At 51.3% G+C, this 14,175-nt stretch carries 14 protein-coding genes; 6 read left to right on the top strand and 8 right to left on the bottom strand.

Annotated features, from left to right (window positions below; genetic code table 11):
* Positions 1–5: 5 nt before the first annotated feature.
* Positions 6–665, top strand: coding sequence for a TIGR00730 family Rossman fold protein (locus tag GO013_RS10150; RefSeq protein ID WP_203529512.1), 660 nt, complete (start codon positions 6–8; stop codon positions 663–665).
* A 6-nt stretch (positions 666–671) separates the two neighbouring features.
* Complete coding sequence (locus GO013_RS10145; RefSeq protein WP_163810734.1) at positions 672–1,574, top strand: DMT family transporter; 903 nt, start codon at positions 672–674, stop codon at positions 1,572–1,574.
* A gap of 180 nt (positions 1,575–1,754) precedes the next feature.
* On the opposite strand, the gene GO013_RS10140 is transcribed toward GO013_RS10145, so the two are convergent.
* From GO013_RS10140 to GO013_RS10125, 4 genes are read right to left on the bottom strand one after another with little or no spacing between them, the layout of a single operon-like run.
* Positions 1,755–1,997 (bottom strand): hypothetical protein, encoded by a 243-nt coding sequence (locus GO013_RS10140; protein ID WP_163810732.1) that lies wholly within the window; start codon positions 1,995–1,997, stop codon positions 1,755–1,757.
* Entirely contained in the window at positions 1,997–3,529 is a 1,533-nt protein-coding gene (gene gpmI, locus GO013_RS10135; protein ID WP_163810730.1) for a 2,3-bisphosphoglycerate-independent phosphoglycerate mutase, read from the bottom strand. The genes GO013_RS10140 and gpmI overlap by 1 nt, the downstream gene beginning before the upstream one ends.
* A gap of 18 nt (positions 3,530–3,547) precedes the next feature.
* Positions 3,548–3,916 (bottom strand): ribosome silencing factor, encoded by a 369-nt coding sequence (gene rsfS / locus GO013_RS10130; RefSeq protein ID WP_163810728.1) that lies wholly within the window; start codon positions 3,914–3,916, stop codon positions 3,548–3,550.
* A gap of 27 nt (positions 3,917–3,943) precedes the next feature.
* Positions 3,944–4,534: a nitroreductase family protein gene (locus GO013_RS10125; protein WP_163810726.1), complete on the bottom strand. Its 591-nt coding sequence runs from the start codon at positions 4,532–4,534 to the stop codon at positions 3,944–3,946.
* Positions 4,535–4,857: 323 nt separating this feature from the next.
* Between GO013_RS10125 and GO013_RS10120 the strand changes: the two genes are divergently transcribed.
* The 3 genes from GO013_RS10120 to GO013_RS10110 all read left to right on the top strand — a co-directional run bounded on the left by GO013_RS10120 (position 4,858) and on the right by GO013_RS10110 (position 7,250).
* A complete protein-coding gene (locus GO013_RS10120; RefSeq protein ID WP_163810724.1) occupies positions 4,858–6,162 on the top strand; it encodes a phenylacetate--CoA ligase in 1,305 nt (434 codons plus the stop codon).
* Positions 6,163–6,188: 26 nt separating this feature from the next.
* Complete coding sequence (locus GO013_RS10115) at positions 6,189–6,620, top strand: ACT domain-containing protein (protein WP_163810722.1); 432 nt, start codon at positions 6,189–6,191, stop codon at positions 6,618–6,620.
* 288 nt (positions 6,621–6,908) lie between these two features.
* Positions 6,909–7,250: an Hpt domain-containing protein gene (locus GO013_RS10110; protein WP_343219562.1), complete on the top strand. Its 342-nt coding sequence runs from the start codon at positions 6,909–6,911 to the stop codon at positions 7,248–7,250.
* A 20-nt stretch (positions 7,251–7,270) separates the two neighbouring features.
* Here the strand turns inward: GO013_RS10110 and GO013_RS10105 are convergent, their stop codons facing one another.
* Positions 7,271–8,650 (bottom strand): MATE family efflux transporter, encoded by a 1,380-nt coding sequence (locus tag GO013_RS10105; RefSeq protein ID WP_343219561.1) that lies wholly within the window; start codon positions 8,648–8,650, stop codon positions 7,271–7,273.
* A gap of 105 nt (positions 8,651–8,755) precedes the next feature.
* Between GO013_RS10105 and cls the strand changes: the two genes are divergently transcribed.
* Positions 8,756–10,192: a cardiolipin synthase gene (gene cls / locus GO013_RS10100; RefSeq protein WP_239057821.1), complete on the top strand. Its 1,437-nt coding sequence runs from the start codon at positions 8,756–8,758 to the stop codon at positions 10,190–10,192.
* 52 nt (positions 10,193–10,244) lie between these two features.
* Here cls and dapB read toward each other — a convergent pair whose 3' ends face one another.
* Genes dapB through GO013_RS10085 form a run of 3 tightly spaced genes read right to left on the bottom strand, consistent with a single transcriptional unit; the run spans position 10,245 to position 14,175 of the window.
* Positions 10,245–11,024: a 4-hydroxy-tetrahydrodipicolinate reductase gene (dapB, locus tag GO013_RS10095; protein ID WP_163810716.1), complete on the bottom strand. Its 780-nt coding sequence runs from the start codon at positions 11,022–11,024 to the stop codon at positions 10,245–10,247.
* A gap of 38 nt (positions 11,025–11,062) precedes the next feature.
* Positions 11,063–13,117: an NAD-dependent DNA ligase LigA gene (gene ligA, locus GO013_RS10090; protein WP_163810715.1), complete on the bottom strand. Its 2,055-nt coding sequence runs from the start codon at positions 13,115–13,117 to the stop codon at positions 11,063–11,065.
* Between the two features lie 23 nt (positions 13,118–13,140).
* The gene (locus tag GO013_RS10085; protein ID WP_163810713.1) at positions 13,141–14,175 is read right to left on the bottom strand and encodes a potassium channel protein; all 1,035 of its coding nucleotides are present in this window, start codon (positions 14,173–14,175) and stop codon (positions 13,141–13,143) included.

The raw sequence follows: 14,175 nt of genomic DNA, 5'->3' as shown, positions 1-14,175 counted from the left end.
AATTCATGATCCACCGCTCCAAACAATATCTCATTGATGACCTGTCTATCCACGAGTCCTGGCGGCTTTTCAAAATTATGTCGGAAATCGTGGACGGATTCGAAAACCTTTCGGAAATCGGCCCTGCGGTTTCCATGTTTGGCTCAGCCCGAGTCAAACCGGAAGATCCTCTCTATGAAAAAACCGTGGAACTCTCCAAGGCACTGTCAGATGCGGGCTACTCCATCATCACCGGCGGAGGTCCGGGGCTGATGGAAGCGGGCAACAAAGGCGCGTATGATAACGGAGGCGAATCCATCGGTCTGCATATTCACCTGCCCATGGAACAACACAACAATCCATACATGAATATCAAGAGCGAATTTCGGTATTTCTTCATCCGCAAGCTCATGTTCATCAAATACGCGCTGGCCTACGTGGCCCTGCCCGGCGGATATGGCACGCTGGATGAACTCTCTGAAGCACTGGTGCTGATCCAAACACATCGCATCAAGCCGTTCCCCATCGTCCTGTTCGGCACGGAATTTTGGGGCGGGCTCATCGACTGGTTCAAGACACAGCTTGTCACCAACAAATTCTGCAATGAAGATGACCTCAACCTGTTCTTTGTCACCGACGATGTCGAAGAGGTCGTCAATCACATTAAAAAACACGTCATCATTTAAACACCCGTGACAAACAGCAAAAAAGCCATTTTCTTCGGGCTGGTCACCGTGGGCATCTGGTCCACGGTGGCCTCAGCCTTCAAAATAGCCCTGACCGAACTGGACCCCTTCCAACTTCTGCTCATTGCCTGCACCACATCTATTGTGGCCCTGGCTGGAATTATGGCCTTTCAAGGCACCCTGCATCAACTTTTCGCAATGCCACGCCGTGAGATGCTCCGTTCGGCCCTGCTTGGCATACTTAATCCGTTTCTCTACTACATCATACTTTTCAAAGCGTATGACCTGCTTCCGGCACAGGAGGCCCAACCGATTAATTACACTTGGGCCATCACCCTCTCTCTTTTGTCCATCCCACTTCTGGGCCAGAAGATGTCAAGTAAGGACTTGGGAGCCATCTGTCTCAGCTATTTCGGTATTGTGGTCATTTCCACCCATGGCAATCCCTTCTCCCTCGAATTCTCCAACCTCACCGGCGTCGGCCTGGCTCTGGCAAGCACGGTTATCTGGGCGGTGTATTGGATTTTCAACACCCGGAGCACCGCTGAACCTCTGGCAGGACTTCTGCTTGGATTCCTCTGCGCGTTCCCACTCATTCTTGTGACCACACTCTGCGTCTCAGAGCTGCCAACAGTCTCCACCAAAGCGGCCCTTGCTGCGCTCTATGTTGGCATTTTCGAAATGGGTATCACGTTCGCCCTTTGGCTCACCGCCATGAAGTACGCCGCGACCCCGGACGGCGGCGGCACAGCCCGTATCGCGAATCTCATTTTCCTTTCCCCATTCCTTTCGCTCATCTTCATCCATTTCCTCGTGGGAGAAGAAATCCTGCCCGCGACTGTTGCTGGTCTCGGCTTCATTGTGGCTGGGAATTGTCTCATGCAGTACAAAAAGTCGGCAACGAAATAACACATCCACTCAAAAGACACTTTCAACAACATCAAATGAAGACGCCGTATCTCGACAATAAAAGCTTTTATAAATCAAATAAATATACTTTTATCTAGATTTTATTGAGAGAAAATCTATAAAAAAAAGCCGGTCAAATCCTTCAGGATTTGACCGGCTCTCTTTGTCTCGAAACGATGATTATAAAAAGTCCGGGTCAATCCCGGCCTTACCGCCCGCAAGAACAAGTTTCATGTACCGAATGGTCCGATCATCCACCGGGACAATCGGAAAATTTTCCCGGCACGCGTCACACTGCGCCATGGCAGGACGGGACGGGGCAATAAGAGGGACTTCCCGGCCACAATGCGGACAGGGATACAGGAATATCAATTCCATACCTGTGGGCTTGACCGGGGTCAGAGGCTTCTTTGATTCAACCATTATCTTCTCTTTTTGACCAGGTTCTTTCCGGTCATTTCAGCGGGCTGCTCAACGCCCCACAATCCAAGGATCGTCGGAGCCAAATCGCCCAGAATCCCCTCTTCAAGCTCAGCATCTTCACACCCTTTTTCAATATATACCAAAGGAACAGGATTGGTCGTATGCGCGGTATGCGGACTGCCGTCATCGGCAATCAACTTTTCGGCATTGCCATGGTCAGCGGTCAATAACATGCGCCCACCAGCTTCCAGAACCGTTTCCACAATCCGGCCCACACACGCATCCACGGTCACACACGCCTGTTTTGCCGCATCGATGATACCGGTATGTCCCACCATATCCAAATTGGCAAGATTGCAGACGCACAGGTCATATTCCGGGAATTTGCGTCTGAGCGTATCAGTTACTTCGTCCGCACTCATTTGCGGTTTTTGATCGTATGTCGCGACCTCGCGAGGCGAAGGCACCATGACCCGATCCTCATTCGGGAACGGGTCTTCCCGCCCACAATTGAGGAAATAGGTCACATGCGCATATTTCTCGGTTTCGGCAATTCGCAACTGCTTCATACCCTGACCGGACGCGACTTCCCCCAGCGTTCCACTGTAGGTTTCCGGCGGAAACGCCACGGGCATGGGAAACGAGGACTCGTATTGTGTCATGGTCACGAAATCCGCCATTGCCGGCACCGATTCACGCGGGAATTCGTTGAAATCCGATGCATAAAGCGAACGGCACAACTGCCGTGCTCGATCTGCCCGGAAATTGAAGAAAAACACGCCATCTCCATCACCGATCTGCCCATCCACACCGTGGATAACACTCGGTTTGATGAATTCGTCTGTCTCATCCCGATCATACGAAGCCTGTATTCCGGACATGGGATCGGTCATGGTCACACCTTCCCCGGAAACCAGTGCCTTGTACGCAAGCGCATTGCGATCAAAACGCTTATCCCGATCCATGGCCCAATACCGACCACTCACGGTCGCAATTCGCCCAATTCCAATCTCGTCCATCGCGGCTATCAACTGCCGCATATACCCCAATCCGCTGGTCGGCGAGGTATCCCGCCCATCCATGAAGGCATGGACAAAGACTTCGGGCACTCCCTGTTCCTTGGCCACCCTGAGCGCGGCATAGATGTGGTTCTGATGACTGTGAACACCGCCATCTGAGACCAGACCCATGAGATGCAAACGGCCACTTCCGGCCTTGGTCTTTTCCATCAGGCTCAAGAGCGTTGGATTTGCGTAAAAACTGCCGTCCTCCAACGAAAGGTCAATACGAGTCATGTCCTGATAGACGATACGACCGCCACCGATATTCATATGACCAACTTCGGAATTGCCCATGAAGCCGTCAGGCAGTCCCACAGCCCGTCCCGAACAGGTCAGACGGGTGTTGGGATACTGTGCCAGAAGCCTATCCAGATGAGGCGTTGGGGCGTTACGAACGCAATTGCCCTCGCTCTCGGGCGCAATGCCCCATCCGTCCAGAATCAACAGCAGTGTTTTCTTCGGTTCGGCCATTTCGCCTCCAGCCATTGGCTAAATTTCGAGTTGCGGTGCTTCCGCCCACATCCCTTCGATATTGTAAAATCCTCGCAATTCATCCAGAAAGACATGAACCAGCACGTCATTCAGATCAACGAGGACCCACTCACCTGTTTTATGCCCTTCCATACTCAGGAATTCGATATTCTCTTCAGCGGCCTTGTCCAAAACAAATTCCGCCAGGGCCTTGGCATGTTTCACACCACGGGCAGAAACCACGATTGTCATATCGGTGACCGAACTCATTTTCGAGACATCGATAGCCACAATCTTTTCGCCCTGTTTTTCATCAAGCCATTGTGCGACTCTCCGAGCTTTGTCTTCACTCTTCATCTGCGCAAATTTCTTTTCTTTGTTCAACAATGTAATCCTCGTATCTTTCGATACCTTTTAATCTTTTTCAGGGTAGCACCCAACAAGCAGCTCATCCATCCCACGTTTGGGAACATGGTGTCTGCCATCGTCTCCACTCCAATACGTGATACTGCCGTCAGAGGGAAGCGGTTCCACAACCACATCCTGAGTGGGAACACCCAATGCCAAGACCAACAGTATATCGTATTTTTCGGACAGGTCGAGTACCTCGCCCATCTTTTTTCTGTTACACGTTCCGATAATACATCCGCCAAGACCTTTTTCAACCGCTCCAAGCATGATGGACTGACTGGCTATCCCGTGATCACATCCGGGATCATCCGCCAGATCCTTATCCAAAAGCATGATGATATAGCCGGTTGGCCGCTCTCCTTCTGCCGGACCTTTCCAATCCTTGAGGTATCCAGCCCAGCCCAAAAGGGGAAACAAAGCAGCGCATTGGTCCGGGTCAGTCACGGCAAAATATTTCAAAGGCTGCATATTCCTTCCCGACGGCATGAATCGAGTCAATGCAATCAGTTCGACCAATGTTTCCATGGCAACAGGACGAGACTCGTCAAAAGTCCGCCGTGACCTATTTCGTTCCATCAATTCCCTGAACTGCATATATCCTCCATTCAGTGATCGTTTCATAGCCATGTAATGCACTTTGCCCCGGTTCGCAATGGCTGGTCGTATGGAGTCCTCACGGCAAACACTGTCGGGGCTCGATAAACCTCTTGACGAGGTCTGGAACATGAGGCAGTCTCAGCGTCATGAAAAATTGCTACGCATTTCGCTTCTTTTTCTTCTTTATGTGCCCCCAGTAGGAGGTTCGTGGAGTATTTTGGAGCGAAAAAAAACGCTAACACAGACCACGGGCCGAAAGGACCGTGGTTTTTTATTTTGTCACCACTGGCCGATCAAGGCCGTGCAAGGAGGCTCACGGAATGATTTACGACATCAAAAACGAAACCCTGCCAAGGGAGGACCTGGAAAAACTCCAGCTCCGCAGACTTCAGGCTTTATGCGAACGCGTCTATGCCACTGTCCCCTTTTACAAAAAATCCTTTGATGAAAAGGGAGTAAAACCGCAGGATATAAAAAGTCTGAAGGACCTTACTCGGCTGCCATTCACGGTCAAGCAGGACCTCCGTGACCAATACCCCTTCGGCCTTTTTTCCGTGCCCAAAGACCAAATCGTCCGCATTCACTCCTCGTCGGGCACAACCGGCACGGCCACCGTTGTCGGCTACACCAAACGAGACATCCAGAACTGGGGCGAACTCATGGCCCGCGCTTTCATGGCTGCCGGAGCTTCGGCCAGCGACACAGTTCACAACTCCTATGGCTACGGGCTGTTCACTGGCGGACTGGGCGTTCACTACGGTGCGGAAACACTGGGAGCGACCGTTGTCCCTATCTCCGGTGGAGCCACCAGACGACAGGTCGCCCTGCTCAAGGACTTTGCCCCGGACGTCATCTGTGCCACCCCGTCCTATGCATTGTTTCTGGCCGAAACAGGAAAGGAAATGGGGATCGACATCAAAGACCTTCCACTGCGCGTCGGCATTTTCGGTGCAGAACCATGGACCAATGAAATGCGCCTCGAAATCGAACAGAAACTCGGTATCAAGGCCATTGACATCTATGGACTGTCCGAAATCATGGGACCAGGCGTGGCCATTGAATGTCTCGAAGCCCAAGATGGTCTGCACATTCAGGAAGACCACTTTCTGGCAGAAACCATCAATCCGGAAACAGGCGAACCTGTCGGCCCGGGCGAAGAAGGCGAACTCGTCTTCACCACCTTGACCAAAGAAGGAATTCCCCTCATCCGCTACCGGACTCGCGATCTGACAAGCCTGAACACCGCCCCATGCAAATGTGGCCGAACCACGGCCCGTATGAAACGTATTTCTGGCCGTTCCGATGACATGCTCATCATTCGTGGCGTCAATGTCTTCCCCTCACAAATTGAATCCATTCTCATAAAAACCGAAGGGTTAACACCGCACTATCAACTTATTGTTGATCGGCAGGCCAACCTGGACACGTTGGAAGTTCATGTCGAAGTCAATGAATCCATCTTCTCGGATGAGATTAAGAATTTACAACGGGTCGAATCAAAGGTAATGAAAAACATTAAAGAATTCCTCGGCGTCACCGCCAAGGTAAAATTGGTCAGTCCCAAGGAGATTGAACGCTCCACGGGCAAGGCCAAGCGCATCATTGATAAGAGAAAAGAAGGCTAACGCCTCCAATTCAGAAGGAGATCATTATGAAAGTAGACCAACTCTCCATATTTTTGGAAAACCGTGCCGGACGTCTCGCTGAGGTCACCCGCATCCTGTCCGAGGCTGGCGTCAACATCCGTGCGCTTTCCTTGGCAGACACTTCGGACTTTGGCATTCTGCGTCTTATTGTTTCCGACTTCACCAAGGCCAAGGACACACTGAAAGAAGCCGGATTCACTGTTGGGCGAACCTCGGTTGTCGCTGTGGAAGTATCCGATGTGCCTGGCGGGTTAAACGCCATCCTCACCATGCTTCAAGAATCAGGAATCAACGTGGAATACATGTACGCCTTTGTCCAGCAAAGCGGCAACTCAGCCGTATTGATCTTCCGGTTTGACCGAACCGATCAAGGCATTGAGCTGTTGCATAAAAATAACATCGCCACAATTCCTGGCGACACACTGTACGCCATGTAATATCTCGTTAAAACACGATAAAAGGGGTGAAAACTGTCTGTTTTCACCCCTTTTATCATTTGGACATCATATCTCGATCGACAAAAATATAATCCCACCAGACCAACGATCCATGTATTCTTTCCCATATTCCTCCGAATCACAATTCAACCGTCAACTTCCGCCATCCACCTCCTCCACATGAACCGCTTTCTGCTTCAAAGATGTTGCCGAAAAACGCACGGCATCGTATAAGCAGATACTTCACAACACTGACACCATGGCGGTGTAGATATGAGGATTTCGTCAGTGCACAAAGATATTATAGACAGTAAGTTTCTGGAATCAATGGCAGATAAGCGATCATTTCTCAAAAGAATGTTCACGGTGTTCATTTCTCAAGAACCCAAACGCATTCAGGAAATCAAGAACGCTCTTCATGCGCAGGACAATGAACGATTGCGCCACCTGGCCCACTCTCTCAAGGGAGGTGCCGCGACCATTGGTGTTGAGCGGGTGCGAGAGTGTTGCCTCAACCTTGAAAACGCCTCTAGGGCAAATGATATGGAAGCGGCCAATGCACATTTTGAGACTCTGGAAGTCGAAATGCGCAATGCATACGCGTTCATGTTCGACTTTCTGGCAGAATAGTCAAAACCGTCTTCACTCCTTTACCGCAAGGCGCTCTTTTTTGCCGTCTTTTGTGCGAGTGGCGCATCTCCGATCCCCGGCCACAAGCGAACAATTCCAAAACCCGCGCGGATAAAGGTCCACAGCGCGGTGACCAGCCAAATGAAAACCAAAACATTTGACGGCTGGAAAAAACGCATCATCCAAAGACACGCTCCGCCAATCATGCACGCCACCAACATGGCATTTCGCAAATAGCGAAAATCCCCTGTGCCCCAATGAATACCATCGGTTGCAAAGGACAATGAGCCGAGAGGCTGCGTCAAGGCGACGACAATCCAGGCCGGACCGAATATCCCGTGTGCAGTCGATGGCACCAAAAGCCAGGCCACCCCTTGCTCAGCCAACAGCATGAACAGACACAACACCGTCCCTGTCCCCAGGCTCCACAAACAAACCACACGAGCTACCCGTCGCGCTTGCATACGATCCGCCGCTCCGACAAAATATCCCACAAGACTCTGGCCAGTGACGGCAAAAGCATCCAGAAACAACGCCGAAAAAATGTAAAATTGCCGAATGGCCTGATACGCAGCACCTTCATTCGGGCCATACTGGTTGGCCACACGGGTACACAACGCCAAAAAAACCAACACGGCCCCGGTCCGAATGGAAAGGTCGCCCCCCACCTTCATGAGCCTTGCTACATCGGAACCATGCACTTTCCACGTCCAGCCGAGCCGACGCCAGACACCCCACACACACCAGACTGCACCAATCCACTGACTGATTGTACTGGCAATGGCCGCTCCAGCCACGCCCAAAGGCGAAAGACCACCGCTGCCAAAAATAAGTATCCAATCAAGCACGATGTTGAGAAGATTGACGGCAACGGCCACATACAGTGGGGTATGCATATCCTGAAGCCCCCTGAATGCGCCAAAACATGCCAAAGAAATAAGCACAGCCGGCGCGCCGACAAGTCGATAGGTCATATAGTCACAAGCCAGATCATTGACCACACCCTCAGCTCCGAACAGCGCGGCGATAGGCGAAAGGAATCCGATTGTCCCGAAAAGTAGCCCCCCTCCAAACACCAGGGCCAACAAACAGGCCAACGAGACCACTCTGGTTGCCCGTTGTTGCTCATCACGCCCGAGAGCTTGGGCGACCGCTGTCTGTGTCCCGACACCTAAAAAGGTAAATGCCCAGAATAACGAAGTAAACGCCACGGTTCCAACCCCGAGAGCCGCAACAGGTTCAGCCCCGGCCAAACGAGCGACAAACGCCGTATCGGCAAGTCCGGTCAACGGTTCGGCCACCAGTGAAAACAAAACGGGAAAGGCCAATCGAACCAATGTCCGATTCGGTTTTTTTTGAAAAGGGTGTTCTTTTGAACTTTCTCTTATCGTCTCAGCCACTTTGACAATCTCCCTGTGTACAAACCATGCCCAATGCAATAAAATACGGTTGTTGCACTTTTCTTTTATCCTGTATTTCTGTTAACTCGGTTCAATATGGAATCAATGGAACTTTCATTTCTACTCTGGCTGGTCAGCCTTTTTTACACTGTCATGGAAATCACGGCAGTGATAACCGCAGTTATTGCAATTCACGACACCCGCACGCCACAGGGAGCTGTGGCCTGGGCCATTTCGCTGGTCACATTTCCACTGCTCGCTCTCCCATTATACTGGATTTTCGGACGATCGAAATTCCATGGGTATGTTGACGCCATCCGGACCGGGCAAAAAGAATTCCTCCGACTCATTGGCGATGCGCACGACATCCCGGCCATTCGCCATCTCCATGAACGTAAACAACCGCACGCACCACGCACGGTCTTTGAGACACTCTCCGGCATCCCATATCTCGGTGGAAACGCATTGGAATTGTATACGGATGGTACTTCCACATTTGATGCCATCTTCGCAGGGATCGAAAAAGCGACCAAATACGTGCTGCTCCAATTCTACATTGTTCATGACGACATGCTGGGCAATCGGCTCAAAACACTCTTGATCCGCAAGGCGCAGGAAGGCGTCCGTATCCATTTCCTCTACGATGAAATAGGCTGTCATTCAACGCTGGCCACCTATTGGCAAAGTATGCGTGACGCCGGTATTGAAGCCTGTCCATTTCATACCACCAAAGGACGACACAATCGATTCCAACTCAATTTCAGAAACCATCGAAAAATTGTTATTGTAGATGGTCAGACCGCTTTTGTCGGCGGGCATAACGTCGGGGACGAATACCTCGGAATATCCACACAATTCAAAGGATGGCGCGACACCCATATCCGCGTAAACGGCCCGGGCGTTCTCGGTGTTCAACTCTCTTTTGCCAAGGATTGGTATTGGGCGACGCGTCATCTGCTTGATCTGGATCTGACCATGCCGACTCCAGTAGGAAACGCAGAAGTTCTGGCCCTCGGCACCGGCCCGGAAGATGCTCTGGAATCCTGCTCGCTCATGTTCATCCGAGCCATTGAAGCCGCACAACATCGTTTCTGGACAGCCAGTCCCTATTTCGTCCCGGACAGCGCGGTCATGAAAGCCATCCAACTGGCCGCCCTGCGAGGTGTGGACATCCGCATCATGCTCCCGGAAAAGGCCGACCATCAACTGGTCTATCTGGCGGGATTTGCCTGTCTCAAGGAACTGGACCTACCCAATGTCCGTGTTTTCCGCTACACCGAGGGATTTCTTCACCAAAAGGTCTTTCTCGTGGATGACATCCTGGCTGGTGTCGGCACCGCCAACCTGGACAATCGCTCATTCCGATTGAACTTCGAAATCACCATGCTCATAGAGGATGACAATTTCTGCGCGAAAATGGAAACAATGTTTCTGGAAGACTTCACGCACTGTGTCGAAACCATTCCCAACGAAATCGACGCAAAAAACTTCATCCAGAAAACATGCATCAAATGCGCCCGGCTCTTGTCTCCGATCCTGTAAAAAAAACGGGAGCCTTTACTCAAGGCTCCCGTCATTTCAAACAGTATAATACCTAGAAGATGTCGGCCATGGCATACAGCGAACCGGGTTGCTGTTCTGACAACCATTTTGCCGCACGTAACGCGCCAGAAGCAAAGGTCTCGCGAGAATGTGCCCGGTGCGTGACCTCGATGCGCTCACCCGGACCAAAGAAATACATGGTATGATCGCCCACGACATCACCGCCGCGAAGGGTCTGGACACCAATCTCCTTGTGAGGCCGTTCACCGATAATACCGTCACGACAGTGTTTCTTGACATCATCGTATTCCCAGCCTCGGGCCTCGGCCAGACATTGCGCCAATTTCAGGGCCGTTCCGCTCGGAGAATCCTTTTTCATCTTGTGATGGGTCTCGACCATTTCCATGTCATAGTCCTCACCCAACGCCTTGACGAGTTCAGGCAGGACCTTGAGCAAGACATTCACGCCAACAGACATGTTGGGTGCCCAAAAAAGCGGAATTTCCTTGGCAAGAATCTCAAGTTCAGCCAGTTGGTCTGGATCGAACCCGGTCGTTCCAATCACCGCCGGATTGCCATATTTTGCCGCGATTTTCGCCATGGCGACAGAGGATTCCGGAGCCGTGAAATCAACAATCACGGCACCAGGGACTTTGGGAAGCAAGTCGTCCAGACAATCGGCCGTCAAACAGCCGTCATAATTCAGACCGCCAGCATTTCCCTCTCGCTCACATACGCCGACGAGATTCAATTCGGTATCCGCCAGAGCCAGATTGACCAGCGTGGTGCCCATACGCCCTTTTGCGCCCAGTACGACAACATTGGTAGCCATCACTCTCTCCTTGTCTTCTTGTGTCAAACACACACCACTTAGTAGTCCAGCAGCGTCATCTGTCTTTTTTCTTTCTTCTGACCGAGTAAACCCGTGAAAGTCTCGAAGTCAATAATTTCAAGGCCGAGCTTCTCTGCCTTGGCAATCTTCGACCCAGCCTTTTCACCAGCCACGACATAATCGACTTTCTTTGAAATGGTCTTCGAAATGCCTCCGCCCTGCGCTTCAGCCATGGCCTGCGCCTCACTGCGCTTCACAGGCAAAGTGCCGGTAAAAATGAAAACCTTCCCGTCCAAAAGACGCGAACCAGAGACTGGTTCTTTCGTCCCCCTAGTCGGCCAGAATCCCAACTCCTTGAAACGATCGAACATGGCCTGTGTCTCTGCGCTCTGCATGAAATCAGACACACTGTCCGCCACGATCGGCCCGACATCATCCAAGTCCTGCAACTCCTCACGGGTCACCGTACTGATGGCATCCAGATCATCAAAATCCGCAGCTAACGTTTTCGCAGTCTGCTCTCCGACATGGCGAATCCCAAGCCCGGCAATAAATCGCCACAAAGGGGCTTCCTTGCGGGCCTTGGCAATGGCCGCCATGAAATTTTCAGCGGATTTGTCACCCATCCGTTCATATTTCAACAGATCGGTCTTTTCCAGAGCGAACAACTCGGCGGGAGATGTCAAAACGTCATCTTCGACCAATTTCTGCACCCATTTTTTCCCCACGCCTTCCATATCCAATCCAGCCTTGGACACAAAATGGATAATGCGCTGCACGGTTTTGGCCGGACAGAGGGGATTGGTACACCGCACCGCCTCGCCGTCCTCTTTGGCCGCACTCTGACAGACGGGGCAGTGCGTCGGGAAAACATATGGTTCGGCAGACGCCGGACGTGCATCGAGATCAACAGACAAGACCTGCGGAATAACATCCCCGGCCCGCTGAATGAGCACGGTATCACCGACGCGAAAATCACGCTCTTCAATATACCCCTTGTTGTGCAAAGTGGCCTTGGACACGACCACACCGGCCAGTTCCACAGGGTCCAATTCGGCAACAGGCGTCAAGACTCCAGTCCGACCAACCTGAATACGGATGCTGTTCAATCGGGTCTTGGTCTGAAGGGCCGGAAATTTCAAGGCCAAGGCCCAACGGGGAGCACGAGCGGTATATCCAAGCTCTTCCTGCAATTCCCGATCATTGACCTTGGCGACCACGCCATCAATCTCAAACGGCAAGCCCGCGCGTTGCTCTTTGAGTACTTCGAAATACTCAGCAACCTCACGACTCGAAGCACAGACCTTCGCTTCCGGAGGGATGGCAAACCCTAGGTCCTTCAATCCATCCATGACCGCTTTCTGCGTCGTCCATTCCTCGGCAGATCCATCCGTCCACTCAACCCGCCCGATACCATATCCCAAAAAACGAAGCGGTCGCGATGCCGCAACTTTGGGATCGAGTTGGCGAATACTCCCTGCCGCAGCATTCCGAGGATTCGCAAAAACCTTGTTTCCAGCTTCTTCCTGCCGATGGTTCAAAGCGGCAAAATCACGGTTCGACATGACGACTTCGCCACGGACTTCCAGCAATTCTGGAACGGCATCTCCCCGCAAGACAAGAGGAAGATTCATGACCGTTCGCATGTTATGCGTCACCTCTTCACCGATCAGTCCATCACCTCGCGTGGCGGCCCGGACAAAACGTCCCTGTTCGTAAATGACCTCCATGGCCAATCCATCCATTTTGGGGTCAGCCCAATACTCGATATTCTGTTGCCCAACGGCCTTGGAGACCCGCTCAGTAAAACTATACCACGCATCAAGGTCCATGCCGTTGTCCAAACTGTACAACCGCAGGGCGTGTTCATACGGAGTAAACCCTTCAGCCGGTTTTCCGCCCACCCGCTTGGTTGGAGAATTGGAATCATCCAATTCAGGATATTCCGCTTCCAATCCAGCCAATTCGCGAAACAATGCGTCGTATTCGGCATCGCTGATTTCAGGAGCATCCTGCACATAATACAAATGATTGTGCCGCTCGATTTTTTCGCGCAGCAAAGCAACGCGTTCAGTAACGTCTTTTAAAGCCATGGGGTTAATAATCCACCGTTATATTATAAGATTTCTTTAATTTCTTCGAGATTCAACTTCTTGCCGACCGCCAAAAGCGTATCATTTGCGTCAATCACTTCCCTGGGACCAGGATTAAACACCATGTCACCAGAGGATTTCTTGATCGCAATAACAATCAAATTGAATCGAGGACGAATTTTGGACTCGATAAGATTTTGGCTTACCAGTTCTGACGCAGGAGAAACCAGCAGTTCCTCCATTTGAAGATCAATGCCGCCACGGACAGCCAACTCCATGAAGTTGGTCACTGTCGGGCGCAAGACATTCTGTGCCATGCGCACCCCACCAATAAAATGAGGGAGCACCACCCTATCGGCCCCAGCCAATTCCAAACGAGAAATATGTGATTTGTCCCCGGCACGGGCCACAATATTGATACCCGGGTTCAGTTGACGCCCGGTCAACGTCACGTAGACGTTAGCCGCTTCGCTGGACAAAGCGGAAATAAGCGATCTGGCATGAAGCAATCCGGCACTCAACAAGACTTCATCGCTCGTGGCATCCCCTTCGATACACAAAATGCCATCCTGCTCCATCTTGTCAATCAACTCGGGGGAATGCTCGATCACCACGATATCATGCCCTTCAGCCGCAATTTCCTGAACCACGATACTACCGATACGACCGTGCCCACAGACGATAAAATGATCCCTCAATTGATGTATTTCTTTCATCATCTTGCGCTTACCCCATAATATTTGCAAACGACCGTCAATCAGGATTTGAGCGAATGCACCAGCGATATACACAAAACCGCCAACACCGGCCATAATCAAAAAAGCCGTGAACAATCGTCCTTCTTCCGAAAGCTGATTGACTTCCATGAACCCGACAGTGGAAAGCGTGATGACCATCATGTAAAAGGAACTAATAAAGTCCCAATGCTCATAGGTCATGTAAAAGCAAATTCCCACCATGAAAATAAACAAGAGATACACCACACCAAGGACGACACTCCAAAACGAGCCGAGTTTCGACCTCAGACGAAGCATTCGTCGATGGACTCTCTCAATCAT

The sequence above is a fragment of the Pseudodesulfovibrio sp. JC047 genome, from assembly GCF_010468615.1.
GTDB lineage: Bacteria > Desulfobacterota > Desulfovibrionia > Desulfovibrionales > Desulfovibrionaceae > Pseudodesulfovibrio.
The sequence above is the reverse complement of the archived record's forward strand: the minus strand, read 5'-3'. Positions and strand labels throughout refer to the sequence as shown.